The sequence below is a fragment of the Streptomyces sp. XY006 genome (genome assembly GCF_002237655.1).
In the GTDB taxonomy this organism is placed as follows: domain Bacteria; phylum Actinomycetota; class Actinomycetes; order Streptomycetales; family Streptomycetaceae; genus Streptomyces; species Streptomyces levis.
Genome location: NZ_NOKT01000032.1, coordinates 1 through 17,839 on the forward strand (window position 1 = coordinate 1; position 17,839 = coordinate 17,839).

General features: G+C 72.0%; 16 protein-coding genes. 7 read left to right on the forward strand and 9 right to left on the reverse strand.

What is annotated here, in order from left to right; genetic code table 11:
* Nucleotides 1–235: 235 nt before the first annotated feature.
* Both CHR28_RS30325 and CHR28_RS30330 read left to right on the forward strand, forming a co-directional pair.
* Nucleotides 236–3,352 (forward strand): sacsin N-terminal ATP-binding-like domain-containing protein, encoded by a 3,117-nt coding sequence (locus CHR28_RS30325; protein ID WP_094056912.1) that lies wholly within the window; start codon nt 236–238, stop codon nt 3,350–3,352.
* Between the two features lie 172 nt (nt 3,353–3,524).
* Complete coding sequence (locus CHR28_RS30330) at nt 3,525–4,433, forward strand: hypothetical protein (protein WP_179272608.1); 909 nt, start codon at nt 3,525–3,527, stop codon at nt 4,431–4,433.
* Nucleotides 4,434–4,439: 6 nt separating this feature from the next.
* Here CHR28_RS30330 and CHR28_RS30335 read toward each other — a convergent pair whose 3' ends face one another.
* The 3 genes from CHR28_RS30335 to CHR28_RS30345 form a co-directional block, all read right to left on the reverse strand.
* Nucleotides 4,440–6,833 (reverse strand): cation-translocating P-type ATPase, encoded by a 2,394-nt coding sequence (locus tag CHR28_RS30335; protein ID WP_094056913.1) that lies wholly within the window; start codon nt 6,831–6,833, stop codon nt 4,440–4,442.
* A 131-nt stretch (nt 6,834–6,964) separates the two neighbouring features.
* The gene (locus tag CHR28_RS30340) at nt 6,965–7,810 is read right to left on the reverse strand and encodes a class I SAM-dependent methyltransferase (protein WP_094056914.1); all 846 of its coding nucleotides are present in this window, start codon (nt 7,808–7,810) and stop codon (nt 6,965–6,967) included.
* A gap of 129 nt (nt 7,811–7,939) precedes the next feature.
* Complete coding sequence (locus CHR28_RS30345) at nt 7,940–8,200, reverse strand: DUF2530 domain-containing protein (protein ID WP_094056915.1); 261 nt, start codon at nt 8,198–8,200, stop codon at nt 7,940–7,942.
* A gap of 118 nt (nt 8,201–8,318) precedes the next feature.
* Here CHR28_RS30345 and CHR28_RS30350 point away from each other — a divergent pair, with 118 nt between their 5' ends.
* Complete coding sequence (locus tag CHR28_RS30350; protein ID WP_094056916.1) at nt 8,319–9,764, forward strand: NCS2 family permease; 1,446 nt, start codon at nt 8,319–8,321, stop codon at nt 9,762–9,764.
* Here the strand turns inward: CHR28_RS30350 and CHR28_RS30355 are convergent.
* On the reverse strand, nt 9,734–9,967 hold the full coding sequence (locus CHR28_RS30355; RefSeq protein ID WP_094056917.1) for a ribbon-helix-helix protein, CopG family: 234 nt from the start codon (nt 9,965–9,967) through the stop codon (nt 9,734–9,736). The genes CHR28_RS30350 and CHR28_RS30355 overlap by 31 nt on opposite strands.
* Before the next feature lie 148 nt (nt 9,968–10,115).
* Here CHR28_RS30355 and CHR28_RS30360 point away from each other — a divergent pair, with 148 nt between their 5' ends.
* Both CHR28_RS30360 and CHR28_RS30365 read left to right on the forward strand, forming a co-directional pair.
* Nucleotides 10,116–10,553 (forward strand): MarR family winged helix-turn-helix transcriptional regulator, encoded by a 438-nt coding sequence (locus CHR28_RS30360; RefSeq protein ID WP_094056918.1) that lies wholly within the window; start codon nt 10,116–10,118, stop codon nt 10,551–10,553.
* Between the two features lie 27 nt (nt 10,554–10,580).
* Nucleotides 10,581–11,963, forward strand: coding sequence for an MFS transporter (locus CHR28_RS30365; protein ID WP_094056919.1), 1,383 nt, complete (start codon nt 10,581–10,583; stop codon nt 11,961–11,963).
* 7 nt (nt 11,964–11,970) lie between these two features.
* Here CHR28_RS30365 and CHR28_RS30370 read toward each other — a convergent pair whose 3' ends face one another.
* Nucleotides 11,971–12,558, reverse strand: coding sequence for a Uma2 family endonuclease (locus tag CHR28_RS30370; protein ID WP_094056920.1), 588 nt, complete (start codon nt 12,556–12,558; stop codon nt 11,971–11,973).
* Nucleotides 12,559–12,672: 114 nt separating this feature from the next.
* Here CHR28_RS30370 and thpR point away from each other — a divergent pair, with 114 nt between their 5' ends.
* On the forward strand, nt 12,673–13,245 hold the full coding sequence (gene thpR / locus CHR28_RS30375) for an RNA 2',3'-cyclic phosphodiesterase (protein WP_094056921.1): 573 nt from the start codon (nt 12,673–12,675) through the stop codon (nt 13,243–13,245).
* 168 nt (nt 13,246–13,413) lie between these two features.
* Here the strand turns inward: thpR and CHR28_RS30380 are convergent, their stop codons facing one another.
* From CHR28_RS30380 to CHR28_RS30390, 3 genes are all read right to left on the reverse strand, one after another.
* Nucleotides 13,414–14,406: an aldo/keto reductase gene (locus CHR28_RS30380; protein WP_094056997.1), complete on the reverse strand. Its 993-nt coding sequence runs from the start codon at nt 14,404–14,406 to the stop codon at nt 13,414–13,416.
* Nucleotides 14,407–14,449: 43 nt separating this feature from the next.
* Nucleotides 14,450–14,974 (reverse strand): hypothetical protein, encoded by a 525-nt coding sequence (locus CHR28_RS30385; RefSeq protein ID WP_094056922.1) that lies wholly within the window; start codon nt 14,972–14,974, stop codon nt 14,450–14,452.
* 215 nt (nt 14,975–15,189) lie between these two features.
* On the reverse strand, nt 15,190–15,864 hold the full coding sequence (locus CHR28_RS30390; protein ID WP_094056923.1) for a GDSL-type esterase/lipase family protein: 675 nt from the start codon (nt 15,862–15,864) through the stop codon (nt 15,190–15,192).
* 134 nt (nt 15,865–15,998) lie between these two features.
* Between CHR28_RS30390 and CHR28_RS30395 the strand changes: the two genes are divergently transcribed.
* Nucleotides 15,999–16,979: a hypothetical protein gene (locus CHR28_RS30395; protein ID WP_094056924.1), complete on the forward strand. Its 981-nt coding sequence runs from the start codon at nt 15,999–16,001 to the stop codon at nt 16,977–16,979.
* Here the strand turns inward: CHR28_RS30395 and CHR28_RS30400 are convergent.
* Nucleotides 16,976–17,776, reverse strand: coding sequence for a TetR/AcrR family transcriptional regulator (locus tag CHR28_RS30400; RefSeq protein ID WP_094056925.1), 801 nt, complete (start codon nt 17,774–17,776; stop codon nt 16,976–16,978). The two genes, CHR28_RS30395 and CHR28_RS30400, sit on opposite strands and share 4 nt — an antisense overlap.
* Nucleotides 17,777–17,839: the final 63 nt, after the last annotated feature.

The following is a 17,839-nucleotide window of genomic DNA, read 5'->3' on the forward strand; positions in this document are numbered from 1 at the left end:
ACCTTCGACCTCACGGCCCCCGCTGCGTCCGCGGCCCGGCGGCCGGTCGTTGGCTTCTTCGGCCTGCGTTGTGTCCGGCCGAGGCCGCCGTGAGGAGTTGCCCCGCGGCTGTGCCCGGTGGTGATCGGCACGGGCCGCTCGGTGGCCGGGGTGGCGCCCGCACCTGGTCCGGCGGCCCCTCCGGGGCGCGGTACCTTCGACCTCACGGCCCCCGCCGCCGATGAGGAGAGTCAACGTGAGCAAGTTCGTGCGCCCGGCCGCCGAAGGTGCCGACCCGTTCGGCACGGCACGTCTGCGGCGCGGAGTCCTGGACGCCTGGGCCACCAGCCCCGCCCGGTTCCGCGAGGACGCCAACGCCGAGGAGGACCTGGTCCTCGGCGGCTACCGGGACCGGCTCGTCGTCGAACTCGCCCAGAACGCCGCCGACGCCGCGGCCCGGGCCGGAGTGCCGGGACGGCTGCGCCTCACCCTGCGCGACGGGGTGCTCGTGGCCGCCAACACCGGTGCCCCGCTGGACGCGGCCGGCGTCGAGTCGCTGTCCACGCTGCGCGCGTCGGCCAAGCGGGACACGCCCTCGATCGGCCGGTTCGGCGTCGGTTTCGCCGCCGTGCTGTCCGTGACCGACGAGCCCGCCGTCGTCGGCCGGCACGGCGGGGTCCGCTGGTCCCTCGCCGAGGCGCGCGAACTGGCCGCAGACACCGCCCGGCACAGCCCCGGCCTCGGCGACGAGATCCGCCGGCGGGACGGGCACGTGCCGCTGCTGCGACTGCCGTTCGCCGCCGAGGGCACCGCCCCCGGCCCGTACGACACCGCCGTCATCCTGCCGCTGCGGGACACGGCCGCCGCCGACCTGGCCGAGCGGCTGCTGCGGGCCGTCGACGACGCCCTATTGCTCGCCCTGCCCGGTCTGGAGGAACTCGTCGTCGAGATCGGCGACGGGCAGCCCCGCACCCTCACCCGCCGCACCGACGGCCCCTTCACCGTCGTCGACGACTCCGCCGAGGGCGTCACCCACTGGCGCACCGCCGCCGCGAACGGCCCCCTCACGCCCGACCTGCTCGCCGACCGGCCCGTCGAGGAGCGGCTGCGGCCCCACTGGTCCGTCACCTGGGCCGTCCCTGTGGACAGCGACGGCAGCCCGGTCCGGCCGCGCACCACCCCGGTCGTGCACGCCCCGACCCCCAGCGACGAGCCGCTCGGCGTGCCCGCCCTGCTCATCGCGTCGTTCCCGCTGGACTCCACCCGCCGGCACGCCGCCCCTGGCCCGCTGACCGACTTCCTCGTCCAGCGCGCGGCCGACGCCTACGCGGAGCTGCTGGGCGAGTGGCGCCCGGTGTCCGCCGGGATCGTCGACCTCGTGCCCGGGCCGCTCGGCAAGGGCGAACTGGACGGCGCCCTGCGCCAGGCCGTCCTGGAGCGGCTGCCCCGCACGTCCTTCCTGCCGCCCGCCGTCCCGCCCCAGGACGGCGACGACCTGCCGGAATCCCTGCGGCCGCGGGACGCCGAGCTCGTCGAGGGCGCAGGCGCGGACACCGTACGGGTCCTCGCCGAGGTGCTGCCGACCCTGCTGCCCGCCGGCCTCGAACGCCGCCCGGAGCTGCGGACCCTGGCGGTCGCCCGGGTTCCGCTCACCGACGCGATCGACCGGCTGGCCGGCCTGGAGAAGGACCCGGCCTGGTGGCGGCGGCTCTACGACAGCCTGGCCGGGGTCGACCCGGACCGGCTGTCCGGTCTGCCGGTGCCGCTGGCCGACGGGCGGACCACCATCGGGCCCCGGCAGGTGCTGCTGCCCGGTGCGGACGGCGTCCGGATCGACCCGGAGGTGCTGGCCCGGCTGGGTCTGAAGGTCGCCCACCCGGACGCCGCCCACCCGATCCTGGAGAAGCTGGGCGCGCTGCCCGCGACCCCGCGGGCCGTCCTGACCACCCCGCAGGTGCGGGCCGCCGTCGCCGCGTCGCTCGACGACGAGGGCCCGGTGAACTGGGAGGAGGACGCCCTCGACGCCGAGGAGCTGGCCGACACCGTGCTCGCCCTGGTGCGGGACGCCGGCCTGGAGCCCGGCGACGAGCCCTGGCTCGGCGCGCTCGCCCTGCCCGACGAGGACGGCGAACCGGCCCCGGCCTGCGAACTGGTCTTCCCCGGTGGCCCCTTCGCGCAGGTCATGCGGGAGGGCGAACTGGCCGCCGTGGACGCCGAGCTGGCCACGAAGTGGGGCGAGCAGCCCCTGGCCGCCTGCGGTGTCCTGGTGGACTTCGCGCTCGTCCGCGCCACCGACGTCGTCCTCGACCCGGACGAACTGGAGCCCCGCGAGGGCGACTTCGCCGAGCCGGACGACGCGGGCCTGCTGGACGCCGTCGACGTGTGGTGCGAGGACGTCCTCGACCGTTTCCCGGACAGCCCCGTGCCGCCGGTCGCCACCGAGCTCGTCGCCGTACGGGATCTGGACCTGGTGGACGAGGACAAGTGGGCGCGGGCGCTGGCGCTGCTGTCCCGGCCGCCGCTCAGGGACGCGATCGTGCAGCCCGTGCGGATCCTGCTGCACGACGGCACGCACGAGGTCGTCCGCCCGTACACCGCCTGGTGGCTGCGCGGGAACCCGGTGCTGGACGGCCGCCGCCCCGCGGGCCTGCGCGCCGCAGGCGGTGACCCGCTGCTGCGCGGCCTCTACGACGAGGCCGACGCGACCGGCTTCGAGGACGAGCAGGTGCTGCGGGCGCTCGGCGTGCGCACCTCGGTCGCCGCGCTGCTGGACGAGCCCGGCGGCGCCGCCGAGCTGCTCGACCGGCTCGCCGACCCCGAGCGCGAGGTCACGGAGGCTCAGCTGCACGCCCTGTACGGCGCGCTGGCCGAGCTCGACCCGGAGCAGGTGACCCTGCCGGACGAGCTGCGGGCCGTGGTCGACGGCCGGGTGGAGGTCGTGGACGCGGCCGACGCCGTGGTGTGCGACTCGCCCGATCTGCTGCCCTTCACCGAGGGCGTCCCGCTGCTCCCGGTACGGCCGTCGCGCGCCGCCGAGCTGGCCGAACTGTTCCAGGTGCGGCGGCTGAGCGAGTCCGTCACCGGTCAGGTCACCTCCGAGGGCGCCGAGCACGAGGTGCCCGAGCCGGTGCGGGTGCTGCTCGGCCGGCGGACCCCGGCCACCTATCTGGAGCACGACGAACTCGTCGTGGACGGCGTGGAGATCGACTGGCGGCTCACGGACGACGGCGTCCTGCACGCCGCGACCCTGGAGGGCGTCGCCGCGGGGCTGGCCTGGGCGGCGGGGCAGTGGCCGCGGCGGTTCGAGGTGGCGGCGCTGCTGGAGGACCCGTCCCGTACGCAGGAGCTGGCGCGGGACCGGTGGTTCGACTGAGCCGGTGACGGCGTTCACCCGGCCGGTGAAAAATACCGCACATATTTTTCACCTGTCGTACAACCAAGCGACCTGTTCGCGAATCTGATCACGTGAGTCAACAGACTCCACGATCACTTGGGCCCCGAGAGCCGACGACGAGCACCGGGGTCCCTCTCCACCTGGAGAACGCATGCGTATCCGAGCCACCGTGGCCGCCGTCACCGGCGCCCTGGCCCTTTCCGCCCTCGCCGTGCCGGCCGCCCAGGCCGCCGAGCCGAAGGTGCCCGCGGACATCGCCGCCGCCAGCGAGGTCATCCACGCCGACTCCGGCCGGTCGGCCTTCGCCGCCGCCGAGGACGGCCTGCCGTACGCCCTGAACGCGACCTTCTCCTCGGTCAAGGTCAACAACGGCAAGAACATCGCCGTCGGCACGACCAACCTCGTCAAGGTCCCCGTGTCCTTCACGCTGACCCACGGCGCGGAAGTGAACATCCACGCCGCGGACTTCTTCGCGGGTGTCGAGCTGTACCGCGGTGCCTCGTTCGAGGACAGCATCTTCTTCTTCGACAGCAACGACGCGACCTGCACGGACTCCTCCGCGACCGTCGCCAGCTGCAAGGCCACCGTCGAGATCGACCCGTTCGCGCTGCTGAACGAGGACGCCGGCTCCTGGAAGGCGGCGGCGTTCGCGGTCGCGTTCAACGGCGAGGACCCGGAGAACCCGAACCTGGACAACGTCGGCGTCAAGGTGCAGGACCCGACGAACTCCTTCAAGCTCCAGCGCTACTCCAAGCTGACGGTCAACGCCTCGCCCGAGCCGGTGAAGAAGGGCAAGACCATCACCGTCACGGGCAAGCTGTCCCGCGCCAACTGGGACGACAACAAGTACCACGGCTACACCAACCAGTCGGTGAAGCTGCAGTTCCGCAAGAAGGGCAGCAACACCTACACCACGCTGAAGACCATCAAGTCGAACAGCACGGGTGAGCTGAAGACCACGACCACGGCGTCGACCGACGGCTACTTCCGCTGGTCCTTCGCGGGCACGACCACCACCCCGGCGGTCAACGCCACGGGTGACTTCGTCGACGTGCAGTAAGTCCGGCTAGGCCGGGAAGCGGCGGTCCACCCACTTCCACGTGAACTCCAGGGTGGCCGCCGCCACCACCGAGATGCCGACCGCGGTCCACGGCATCGTCATCCCCACCAGCTTCAGCGCGAAGAAGTCCTGCAGCCACGGCACCACCAGCACCAGCAGGAACGCCCCGCCCATCGCGGCGACCAGCGCGATCCGCCACCAGGTGTACGGCCGGGCGATGATCGCCAGCACCCACATCGAGATCAGGAACAGCGTGAGCGTCGCCGCGCTGGTCTCGGCGTCCAGCGCCTGCGCGCCCGTGTAGTGCTCCCGGGCGATCAGATACGTCGCGAAGGTCGCCACCGCCGCCACGACCCCGCCGGGGATCGCGTACCGCATGACCCGCCGTACGAAGTTCGGCTTCGCGCGCTCCTTGTTCGGCGCGAGCGCGAGGAAGAACGCCGGGACGCCGATGGTCAGCGTCGACAGCAGGGTCAGATGGCGCGGCAGGAACGGGTACTCGACCTGGGAGCAGACCACCAGCACGGCCAGCAGCACCGAGTAGACGGTCTTGACGAGGAACAGGGTCGCCACCCGCGTGATGTTGCCGATGACCCGGCGGCCCTCCGCCACCACCGACGGCAGCGTGGCGAAGCTGTTGTTCAGCAGCACGATCTGCGCGACCGCCCGGGTCGCCTCCGAGCCCGAGCCCATGGCGACGCCGATGTCGGCGTCCTTCAGGGCGAGCACGTCGTTCACCCCGTCACCGGTCATCGCGACGGTGTGCCCGCGGGACTGCAGCGCGCCCACCATGGTCCGTTTCTGCTGCGGGGTGACCCGCCCGAACACCGTGCCGTCGTCCAGGGCGTCCGCCATCCCGTCCTGGTCGGCGGGGAGCCTGCGGGCGTCCACGGTGGTCCCGGACAGCCCGAGTTTGGCGGCGACCGCGCCGACCGAGACGGCGTTGTCCCCGGAGATGACCTTGGCCCTGACGTTCTGGTCGGCGAAGTAGCGCAGCGTGTCGGCGGCGTCCGGCCGCAGCCGCTGCTCCAGCACGACCAGGGCGGTGGGCCGCGCGCCCCGCGCCACCTCGGGATCGTCCAGGTCCCGCTCGACCCGGGCCAGCAGCAGCACGCGCAGCCCCTGCTCGTTCAGCCGCCCGGTCTCGGCGAGCGCCGGATCGTCCTCGGACAGCAGCACGTCCGGCGCGCCCAGCAGCCAGGTGCCGCTCTGCCCGTCGCCCTCGCTGAGCGCGGCGCCGCTGTACTTGCGGGCCGAGGAGAACGGCAGCGCCTGCGTGCAGCGCCAGTCCTCCACGGCCGGATAGGTGTCGATGATCGCCTGCAGCGAGGCGTTCGGCCGCGGGTCGGACTCGCCGAGCGCGCCGAGCACCTTCCGTACGTACGTCTCGTCGGCGCCCTGCAGCGGCCTGAGCTCGGTGACGTCCATGCCGCCCTCGGTGAGGGTGCCGGTCTTGTCCAGGCAGACGGTGTCGACCCGGGCCAGTCCCTCGATCGCGGGCAGCTCCTGGACCAGGCACTGCTTGCGGCCCAGCCGGATCACGCCGATGGCGAAGGCGACCGAGGTGAGCAGCACGAGCCCTTCGGGGACCATGGGGACGATGCCGCCGACCGTGCGGGCGACGGAGTCGTCGAAGGCGTTCTCCTTCACCAGCAGCTGGCTGATGATCAGGCCGATCGCCGTCGGGACCATCATCCAGGTGACGTACTTGAGGATCGTGGAGATGCCCGAGCGCAGCTCCGACTGGACGAGCGTGAACCGGGAGGCCTCCTCGGCGAGCTGCGCCGCGTAGGCCTCACGGCCGACCTTCGTGGCCTGGAAGGCGCCCCCGCCCGCGACCACGAAGCTGCCGGACATCACCGGGTCGCCGGGGCGCTTGACGACCGGGTCGGCCTCACCGGTGAGCAGCGACTCGTCGATCTCCAGACCGTCGGCCTCGACACAGACGCCGTCGACGACGACCTTGTCGCCCGGCCCGATCTCGATCAGGTCGTCCAGGACGATCTCGGACGTGCTGACCTGTCCCGCGGCCCCGTCCCGGCGCACGGTCGGCCGCACCTCGCCGATCAGGGCGAGCGAGTCCAGCGTCTTCTTCGCCCGCCACTCCTGGACGATGCCGATGCCGGTGTTGGCCAGGATCACGAAACCGAACAGGCTGTCCTGGATCGGCGCGACCACCAGCATGATCAGCCACAGCACGCCGATGATCGCGTTGAAGCGGGTGAAGACGTTGGCCCGGACGATGTCGACGGTGGACCGGCTGCTGCGCACCGGTACGTCGTTGACCTGACCGCGTGCCACCCGTTCGGCGACCTGAGCACCGGTCAGGCCGGTCTCGCGTGAGGTGACCGTCACCGGACCCGCCGAGTCGGGCCGGGCACCCGCGTCGAGATGCGTCATGCCTTCGACGGTACGTGCGGTTGTGACGCTTCACCCGCTGAATGCGGCGAAGATCCGACCTGGGAAGGAGGGACTTCGTGCCGTGGTCGTACGGCAGTTGTACGTCGCTGTCCCCGCTGCCGCGCGGGGTGTCAGCCGGCCCGGCGGGCGGTGCAGAGCAGGTACTCCCAGTCCAGGGCCGCCCCGTCCGGGCCCGTCCCGAGGCCGGCGTCGCGGGCGAGGTCCGCCAGGTCGCGGTCCAGGGCGGCGGCCCGTTCGGGGGCGTCGGCGAGGCTCTTGTAGACGGTGATGGTGGGGCCGTAGCGCTCCTTGAAGTAGTCGCGGAACGTCTCCGGTGTGTCGAAGCGCTCGACGCGGACGGTCCGCCGCTCGGCGCGCAGGTCCGTGACCCGGTCGCCGAGGAGAGCGCGTACGTGGTCCTCGTCGCCCCACAGCGGGGGCGGCTGGGCGCCCGGCGGGGGCGGGGGCGCGTACGGCTTCATGGTGGCGAACATCCGTCCGATGAACCCCTGGGGGGTCCAGCTCAGCAGGCCGATGGTGCCGCCCGGGCGGCAGACCCGGACGAGTTCGTCGGCGGCTTGCTGGTGGTGCGGGGCGAACATCACGCCCACGCAGGACAGCACGGTGTCGAACTCCGCGTCGCCGAAGGGCAGGGCCTCGGCGTCGGCCTCCTGCCAGGTGAGCCGCGCCCCGCGCTGCTCGGCCGCCCGTCGCCCGGCCTCGAACAGCTCGGGCGTCAGATCGGAGGCGACGACGTCCGCGCCGGCCAGGGCGGCCGGGATCGCGGCGTTGCCGGCGCCGGCGCCGACGTCCAGCACGCGTTGGCCGGGCCGCACCCCGCACGCCTCGACCAGGGCCGCTCCCAGGCCGGGGATGACTTCGGCCGCGAGGGAGGGATAGTCGCCCTGGGCCCACATCGCCCGGTGCTTGGTCTTCAGCGCGCGGTCCGCCTCGGCCGTGTCGTTCTGCGTCGTCATGGCTGCGCTCCTCACCTGTGGGGCGGCTGCGCGCGCGAGGGCCGCGACACGACTCGCCGCCTCCTTCCGAGCGTAGGGAGGGGGTGGGGGTGTGTCCTGCCGGACGGCGGTGGGTGCGGGTGCGTCGTTCTACGCGGCTTCGTCCTGGACCGCTGCCCGCTTCAGTGCCGCGTCGCGCCTGCGGACGTAGTAGATGCCGATGAGGCCGAGGCCGCCGCCGGCCAGGCAGGTCCAGATCCACCACGTGTGCCCGCGGTCGTCGAACCAGCCGTAGAAGGGGAGCTGCACGAGGAAGAGGACGAACCACAGGATCGTGCCGCCGGTGATGGTGGCGACCACGGGGCCCTCCAGGGGCTCCGGCGCCTCGTGTCGGGGGGTCCACTTCGCCATGAGGGACAGCTTACGAGGCGCACAGGTCTACGCGCGGAGATGGCCGAGGGAGGCGTTATATGTTCATACTGAAACGGTTTGTGTCTGACCACTTCTCTTCGTAGGAAACTCCAAACACATGTCCTCCTCGGCTCCCGCCAAGGTCCCCGCCCCTGAACAGCCGGGAGCCGGGCCCACGACCCTCGACCGCTTCTTCCGCATCTCCGAGCGGGGCAGCACCGTGCCCCGCGAGATCCGCGGCGGTCTCGCCACCTTCTTCGCGATGGCCTACATCATCGTGCTGAACCCGATCATCCTCGGCAGCGCGAAGGACATGTACGGCCACCAGCTGGACAACGGACAGCTGGTCACCGCGACGGCCCTGACCGCGGCGCTCACCACGCTGCTCATGGGAGTCATCGGCAACGTCCCGATCGCGCTGGCCGCCGGTCTCGGCGTGAACTCGGTCGTCGCCCTGCAGCTCGCCCCGCGCATGTCCTGGCCGGACGCGATGGGCATGGTGGTGCTGGCCGGTTTCGTCGTGATGCTGCTGGTCGCCACGGGGCTGCGCGAGCGCGTGATGAACGCCGTGCCCTACGGGCTGCGCAAGGCCATCTCCATCGGTATCGGCCTGTTCATCATGCTGATCGGGCTGGTCGACGCCGGCTTCGTCTCCCGGATCCCCGACGTCGCCCAGACCACCGTCCCGCTGCAGCTCGGCGGCGACGGGCATCTGAACGGCTGGCCCGTGTTGGTCTTCGTGCTGGGTGTCCTGCTGACCATGGCCCTGATCGTGCGCAGGGTCTCGGGCGCGATCCTGATCTCGATCGTCGCCATGACGGTCGTCGCGATGGTCATCGACGCGGTCGCCAAGGTGCCGAGCTGGGGTCTGACCGCGCCCAAGTGGCCGGGCAACCCGGTCGCCAGTCCGGACTTCGGGCTGGTCGGGCAGGTCAGCCTGTTCGGCGGCTTCGAGAAGGTCGGCGTGCTGACCGGGGTGCTGTTCGTCTTCACCGTGCTGCTGTCGTGCTTCTTCGACGCGATGGGCACGATCATGGGCGTCTCCGACGAGGCGAAGCTGACCGACGGCGAGGGCCAGATGCCCGGCATCAACAAGGTGCTGTTCGTCGACGGCCTCGCGGTCGCCGCCGGCGGTGCCAGCTCCTCCTCGGCGACCACGGCGTTCGTGGAGTCCACGGCGGGTGTGGGCGAGGGCGCCCGGACCGGTCTGGCGAACGTCGTCACCGGCTCTCTCTTCGCCGTCGCGCTGTTCCTGACCCCGGTCGCCACGATGGTCCCGTCCCAGGCGGCCACCCCCGCTCTGGTCGCGGTCGGCTTCCTGATCCTGGCCGGCTCGGTGAAGGAGATCGACTGGGCCGACTACACGATCGCGATCCCGGCGTTCGTGACGATGCTGATGATGCCCTTCACCTACTCGATCACGAACGGCATCGGCATGGGCTTCATCACCTTCGTCGTGCTGCGGCTGGCGGCCGGGCGGGGCCGGGAGGTGCCGTCGGCGATGTACGCGGTGGCGGCGGTGTTCGCCTTCTACTACCTGATGCCGGCGCTGGGTCTGACCTGATCCTCGTCCTCGGAGCCGGGTGAGCCGTAGAACCTCTCCGTCTCCTCGACGGCGGCCTGGAACCGCTGGTCGAAGTCATCTCGAATGAGCGTCCGGACGACATAGTCCTGGACGCTCATTCCTCGTTTGGCGGCATGGTGCCGGAGCCGTTCGAGCAGGTCGTGGTCTATTCGCAGGCTGAGCACGCTGGTCCCCATGACCATGAGGGTCGCGGCACCGTTCGGTGCGGTGTGTCACGTTCCCCTCCGGGATCACCCATATGAGTGATGTCACGGTTCAGTGGCGGGCGTCACGGGCCTTCCGTGTGTTCCCGGTGGTATTTAGCGAGAGTAATGAGTTACGCTAAAGAACATGCCGGACCTCAGCCATGGCGACGACGCAGCCGCCGTGAACTCCCTCCGCTCCGCCGTGATGCGGCTCTCCCGCCGTCTCAAGCACCAGCGGGTCGACGAGTCGCTCAGCCCCACCGAGATGTCGGTGCTGGGCACCCTGTCCCTGTGCGGCAGGGCCACACCGGGCGAGCTCGCCCGCAAGGAGCACGTCCAGCCGCCGTCGATGACCCGCATCGTGGCGCTGCTGGAGGCCAAGGGACTGGTCCGTCTGGAGCCGCACCCCGAGGACCGGCGCCAGAAGGTCGTGACGCGGACCGAGCAGGCCGAGGCGATGCTCGAGGAGAGCCGCGCCAAGCGGAACGCGTTCCTGGCCACGCTGGCCGAGAACCTCGACGAGGACGAGTGGGCGAAACTGCGTGCCGCCGCCCCCGTGCTGGAGAAGCTCGCGCACCTGTAAGCCGTATGCACCAAGGAGGCGAACCCTTTGAGTTCGGGACCCGGAACAGCTTCCGCCCCCGCACCTGAACCCCACGACTCCCCGCCCGCCCCCGCGACACCCGCCTCCGGCGACCGCGCCGTCCGCAAGTCCTCGATGTTCTCCTCCCTGAAGGTGCGGAACTACCGCCTGTTCTTCATGGGGCAGGTCGTCTCCAACATCGGCACGTGGATGCAGCGCATCGCCCAGGACTGGCTGGTGCTCAGCCTCACCGGCTCCTCCGCCGCCGTCGGCATAACGACCGCCCTGCAGTTCCTGCCGATGCTCCTGTTCGGCCTCTACGGCGGTGTTCTCGTCGACCGGCTGCGCAAGCGGCCCACGCTGCTTGTGACGCAGTCGGCGATGGCGCTCACGGCGATCGCCCTGGCCGTCCTCACGCTCACCGGGCACGTCCAGGTGTGGCACGTGTACGTCGCCGCCTTCGCGGTCGGCCTCGCCACCGTCGTCGACAACCCGGCCCGCCAGTCCTTCGTCTCCGAGCTGGTCGGCCCGGGCCAGCTGCAGAACGCCGTCAGCCTCAACTCGGCGAACTTCCAGTCGGCCCGCCTGGTCGGCCCCGCCGTCGCGGGCCTGCTGATCACCGGCGTCGGCACCGGCTACGCCTTCCTCTTCAACGGCCTGTCCTTCATCGCGCCGCTGACGGGGCTGCTGCTGATGCGCGCCCGCGAGCTGCACGCCGTCGAGCGCGCCCCGCGGGGCAAGGGGCAGCTGCGCGAGGGCGTCCGCTACGTCACCGGCCGGCCGGAGCTGATCTGGCCGATCGTCCTGGTCGGCTTCGTGGGCACGTTCGCCTTCAACTTCCCCGTCTACCTCTCGGCCTTCGCGGACGACGTCTTCCACGCGGGGGCCGGCGCCTACTCCCTGTTCAACACGCTGATGGCGGTCGGCTCGGTCGCGGGCGCGCTGCTCGCCGCGCGGCGGGGCACGGCCCGGCTGCGGCTGCTCATCGTGGCGGCGGCGGCCTTCGGCGCCCTGGAGATCCTGGCCGCGACCACCCCCACCCTGTGGATGTTCGCCCTGCTCATGATCCCGCTGGGCCTGTTCGGCATGACCGTCAACGTCACGACGAACACCAGCATCCAGATGTCCACCGACCCGGCCATGCGCGGCCGTGTCATGGCCCTCTACATGATGGTCTTCCTCGGCGGCTCCCCGGTCGGCGCCCCGATCGTCGGGTGGATCACCGACACCTACGGCGCGCGCGTCGGCCTCGCGGCGGGCGGCGCGGTGGCGGTGGCGGCCGCGGCCGCGATCGGCCTGATCCTGGCCCGCGTCGGCAACCTCCGCCTCTCGGTCGGCTGGCACCGCGGGCACCCCCGCGTGCGCTTCGTCCCCCGGGACCGCACGGAGGAGCTGGCTCCGGCGGCGTGAGGGGGGTTCAGTCCCGGGGGAACTCGTCGGTGGACAGGACGAGGCCGACCACGGTGCCGGTCAGGTCGACCTCGTCTCCGAAGGGCACCTTCGTCTCGGTCGCGTAGTCACCTTTGTGGGGCCGTGTATAGACATGGCAGATGCCCGTGTACGGGTCGGCGACGAGGTACACGGGCACTCCCGCCTGGGCATAGGCCGCCTTCTTGGGGCCGTAGTCGTTTCCGGCGGTGTCCTTGGAGATGACCTCGGCGACGAACTCGACGTCCTGGTAGCGCCAACGTCCGTTGCGGTCCTTCACCGAGCGGTCCCTGAAAGCCGCCACGTCGCAGGCGAAGCCGTTCAGGCGTCCGGGAAAGTCGACCCGTACGTCCGAGGCCAGTCGCTGCAGCGGGTACGTGGCGCGCATCTGTTCCAGGATGCCGAAGATGATCTCGAAGTGCGTCTGGCGCTGCGGTGACATGAAGATGTTCCCCCCGACGACCTCCACCTTGGTGCCTTCGGGGATCGGCATCTTCTCGAGCCACTCGAACATGACGTCCAGAGTCAGCTCGCCGCTTTCCTCGGCCATCTCGATCCTGTCGTCAAGGACGGTCATCGTGGCGCTCCTCCCCGGCCGCACCCGACGATGGATACGGCCGCGCAGTACAACGATACGCACGGCGACCAGGGCATGCCGGACCGTCGCGACGGGGGCGGGCAGACTGGTGCCATGAGACTCTTCGCCGCCGTTCTGCCCCCCGACGAGGTGTGCCGTGAGCTGGGGTCCGTGGTCGACGAGCTGCGCGCGCTGCCCGGGGCCGACGGGATGCGGTGGACCGGGCGGCCCGGGTGGCACTTCACGCTCGCCTTCTACGGCGAGGTCGACGACGCCCTCGTGCCCGGGCTGTCGGCGCGCCTGGAGCGGGCCGCCCACCGGACCGCGCCCTTCGCGCTGGCCGTGCGCGGCGGCGGGCAGTTCGGGCACGGCAAGGCGCTGTGGGCCGGGGCCGAGGGCGATGTGGCGACGCTGCGGCTGCTCGCCGAGCGGGCGGAGGCCGCGGCGCGCAAGGCGGGGGTGCCGATGAAGGAGCACCGGCGGTACACGGCCCACCTGACCGTGGCCCGCAGCCGGGAGACCCGGGACGTGCGGCCGTACCTGGACGCCCTCGGGGGATTCACCGGCCGGACCTGGACCGTGGACGCGCTGGCGCTGGTGCGGAGCAACCTGCCGGTGTCGGGGGTGCCGGGCGAGCAGCCCCGGTACGAGGCGGTCGGGCGCTGGGCACTCGGGGGTGCCGGTTAGGCTCGGTGCCGTGGACCCGAAAACCCGCAACCGGATCATGGCCGGTGTGCTCGTGCTGATGTTCCTCGTCGTCGCCCTGGCTTCCGTGCTGGGGAAGTAGGGCTGCGGGGCCGGTCGCGCCCACGCGGCGGAGCCGCACGCCGGACCGGCCCCGCGTCCCTGACGGGGCTACCAGGCGAAGGCCTCCGGGCTCGGGCCCGGGCCCGGGAAGATCTCGTCCAGGCCGGTCAGCAGCTCCTCGGACAGCTCCAGCTCGGCCGCGCGGACCGCGGAGGCGAGCTGCTCGGCGGTGCGCGGGCCGACGATCGGGCCGGTCACGCCGGGGCGGGTGAGCAGCCAGGCCAGGGCGGCCTCGCCGGGCTCGACGCCGTGCTTGTCGAGCAGGTCCTCGTAGGACTGGATCCGCGCCCGGGTGGCGGGGTCGTTGAGGGCGTCGGCCGCGCGGCCGGAGGCGCGGCGCCCGCCCTCGACCTCCTTCTTCAGGACGCCGCCCAGCAGGCCGCCGTGCAGCGGCGACCACGGGATGACCCCGAGCCCGTACTCCTGCGCGGCCGGGATGACCTCCATCTCGGCGCGGCGCTCGGCGAGGTTGTACAGGCACTGCTCGCTGACCAGCCCGATGGTCCCGCCGCGCCGGGCGGCGATCTCGTTGGCCTGGGCGATCTTGTAGCCGGGGAAGTTCGACGACCCGACGTAGAGGATCTTGCCCTGCTGGACCAGGACGTCGATCGCCTGCCAGATCTCCTCGAACGGGGTGTCCCGGTCGATGTGGTGGAACTGGTAGACGTCGATGTGGTCGGTCTGCAGCCGCTTGAGGCTGGCGTCGACGGCCCGGCGGATGTTGACGGCGGAGAGCTTGTCGTGGTTCGGCCAGGCGGGGCCGTCGGCGCCCATGTTGCCGTAGACCTTCGTGGCGAGGACGACCTTGTCGCGCCGGCCCTCGCCCTTGGCGAACCACGTGCCGATGATGCTTTCGGTACGGCCCTTGTTCTCGCCCCAGCCGTAGACGTTGGCGGTGTCGAAGAAGTTGATGCCCGCGTCCAGCGCCGCGTCCATGATGGCGTGGCTGTCGGCCTCGTCGGTCTGCGGACCGAAGTTCATGGTGCCGAGGACGAGCCGGCTGACCTTGAGTCCCGTGCGTCCGAGCTGCGTGTACTCCATGCCGACCAAGCCAACGTCTTGGAGTGCGCTCCAAGCAAGCGCCCTAGGCGGGCGGGTCTTCCCCCGCGTTCTCCGCACGGCCGTACAGCTCCGGCTCGTTGACCTCCAGGTCGTTCACCAGCCGCAGGCAGGCGGTGACGGCACGGCCCACCGAGTGGTCCGCCACCTCCGCGTACTCGACCCGGAAGAGCAGGTGCGCGGCGCCGCCGACGGTGCCGATCCCCGTGGCGGCGCGCAGCAGGAAGGCGAGGGTGTGGGCCTTGTCGCGGGGGAGCGTGAGCGTGAGGGTGGTGACGCGGAGGGGGCCGGCCGCCGCCGGCGGCTCGTCGCACAGCAGCGCGCGCAGGAGGTCCCTCGCCTCGCGCAGGAGTTCCTCGCCGGCGGGGGAGCGGTGGGCCGGGCCGATGAGCGGTCCGCCCCGGGGCGGCGGTTCCAGCAGGAGGCCCTCGGCCTCCAGACGGGCCCGGTTCCAGGAGGCCAGGCGGGTGACGCGGCAGTCGCCGGCGGCGCGGTCCGACCGCCCGGCCGCGCGCCGGGCCGGTTCCCCGGCGGTCGGGTCTGTCGCCATGGGGGGACCGTAGGGCGGGGACGGAAGGGACGTAACCGGGGCGGTGGGCAAACCCCACCTGGGGGTGAACGTCACCGCGCGTGGGGGCCCGAGCCGCGAGCCGGCAGGAGAGGAACGCGCACGCCACCACGCCCGGACACCGCGCACCTGGTCGTGCCGGGCGAAGTAAGCCCCTGGCGGTATCCGCCCGTCTGCGGCTTTTTGTACGGGGAGTGTCAGCCCTTGTAGGGCTCGCCCAGGTCCCAACCCTGGTGCATCGCCTCGGCGAAGGCCGCCGCGATCTTGTGTTCGCCGCTCGCGTTGGGGTGGGTTCCGTCGTAGGTGTCGGCGGAGACGTCGTACGAGGGCGGGGTCGAGGCCAGGAGGATCGGGGAGGCCGGTTCGTCGAGGTCCGCGGCCGTCTTGGCGAGGAGCTCGTTGAAGCGGGCGACCTCGCCGGCGAAGGCCGCGTCGTCCCGGGCCCGGACGTTCGGCGTCACCGGCAGCCAGACCATGCGCACCCGCCGGTTCGCCGCGCGCGCCGCGGCCGTGAACGCCCGCACGTTGCCGGCGGTCTGCTCCGCGTTCGTGTAGAAGCCCAGGTCGATCAGGCCCAGGGAGACCAGCAGGACGTCCGCCCGGCACGAGCGCACGGCGTCGCCGATCAGCGGCGCCATGTGCTGCCAGCCCTCGCCCCAGCCGGCCAGGTGCGCCCGGGGGAAGTCCGGCTCGGCGTAGGCGTACGACGTCGGGGCCCCGGCGAGCTTGTCGTAGAGCGTCTCGCGGGGGCCGACGAGCGTGCAGGGGCCGTCGTAGGTACGGCACAGGTGCTGCCACAGCCGGTAGCGCCACGTGTGTTCGCCCGCGCTTCCGATCGTCATGGAGTCACCGACGGGCATGAACCTGAGCATCCGCTCATCATGGACGATCAGTGCGCCGGACGGGGTGTGAGTCGGGCCACGCGCCCCGCCCGGCCCCGGCCCGGGAGGCCGGGCTCCCGGACGAGCGCCTGATGAACCGCCCGGCGGGATGGCAGGCTTGGGGCATGCGCAGACCCTTCACCCTTCTCGCCGCGGCCCTTCTCACGGGCGCCCTCGCCGTGCCCGCCACCGCCGCCGACGGGGACGGGGACGGGGAGTTCACGATCAGGGATCCGCGCATCACCGAGTCCAGCGGCCTGGCCGCCTCGCACCGGCACCCCGGGATCTACTGGACGCACAACGACAGCGACGACGGGGCCTACCTCTACGCCGTCGACAGCAGGACGGGCGAGACGGTCGCGACGATCACCATGACCGGCGTGGGCAGCCCCCGGGACGTCGAGGCCGTCTCCATCGGCCCGGACAACGAGATCTGGGTCGGCGACATCGGCGACAACCTCGGCGGCACCTGGCCGCACGTCTGGATCTACCGGCTGCCCGAGCCGAAGACCCTGCGGGACCAGAAGATCCGGGCCACGCAGTACGTCGTGAAGTACTCCGACGGCGCGCGGGACGCCGAGTCGCTCGTCGTGCACCCGAAGACCGGCCGCGTCTACATCGTCGACAAGAACGAGAAGGGCGGGCACCTGTACGAGGGTCCCGCCGACCTCACCCCGGGCGGCACGAACGTGTTCCGGCCCGTGGCGGCCGTCCCCGACCTTGAGGCCACCGACGCGACGCTCTCCCCCGACGGCGAACACCTCGTCGTGCGCAGCTACTTCGGGGCGGTCGCCTACGACTGGAACGGCGGGAGGATCAAGCGGAAGGAGCGGCTCGGTGTGCCGTTCCTGGGGCAGGGGGAGTCCGTCACCTACACCGCCGACGGCACCAAGCTCATGTTCGGCGCGGAGGGGGCCGACAGCCCCGTGGAGCCGCAGGACGCCCCCGGGGGCTCCGACTCGGCCCCGGCGCAGGGCGGTTCGTCCTCCTCGGGGGAGGGCTCCGGGGGTGACGGGCTGAGCGGCGGCCTGAAGACCGGGGCGATCGCCGCTGCCGCCGCCCTGGTCGTCGTGGTCGGCCTGCGCAGGCTGAGGCGCCGGGGCTAACTCCCGCCCGCCGCCGGGTCCGTGGAGCGGTGGCGCCGCTCCACCAGGACCTCCAGGCCGTCCAGGATGCGCTGCAGCCCGAACTCGAAGTGGTCGAAGTCCGGTCCGAAGGTGTCCTCGGACAGGGACGCCATGACCGGATAGCGGCCCGACGCCATGGCCTTCTCCAACACCGGCACCTGCGCCTGCCAGAACTCGGCGTCCGTCAGGCCCGTCCGGCGCTCCGCCTCCAGCTGGTACAGCTGGGTGCGCGCGGCCCCGACGACGTACCCGTCGATCATGATGATCGCGGAGACCAGCTCGGGGTCGCTCAGCCCCATGGGGCGGATCCGGGTGAGGACCTTCTCCATGCCGTCGAGGGCGCTGGGCCCGAGGATCGGGCGGGACTGGTTGACGTGGAGCAGCCAGGGGTGGCGGCGGTAGAGGGCGAGGGTCGCCCGGGCCAGTGCCTCCAGGGCCGAGCGCCAGCCGCCGTCGCCCAGGTCGGCCGGGTTCTCCGAGGGGCGCTGGACCCGGTCCAGCATGAGGTCGAGCAGCTCGCCCTTGCCGGGGACGTACCGGTAGAGCGACATGGTGCCGGTGCCCAGCTCGGCCGCGACGCGGCGCATGGAGAGGCCCTCCAGGCCCTCGGCGTCCGCCACCTGGACGGCCGCTTCCACGATCCGGTCCAGGGTCAGCGTGGGCTTGGGCCCGCGGCTCGGGCGCCGGCCGGTGTCCCACAGCAGCTCCAGGGTGCGGGCGATGTCGCCGCTGCCGCTGGTCTCCGTACCGCCACTGCCACTCGTGCCGCTCGTCATGAGCCCAGCTTAGGGCCCCTCACAAAAAACTGAGTACGTCGTACGCGTAATCGGGTACGCTGT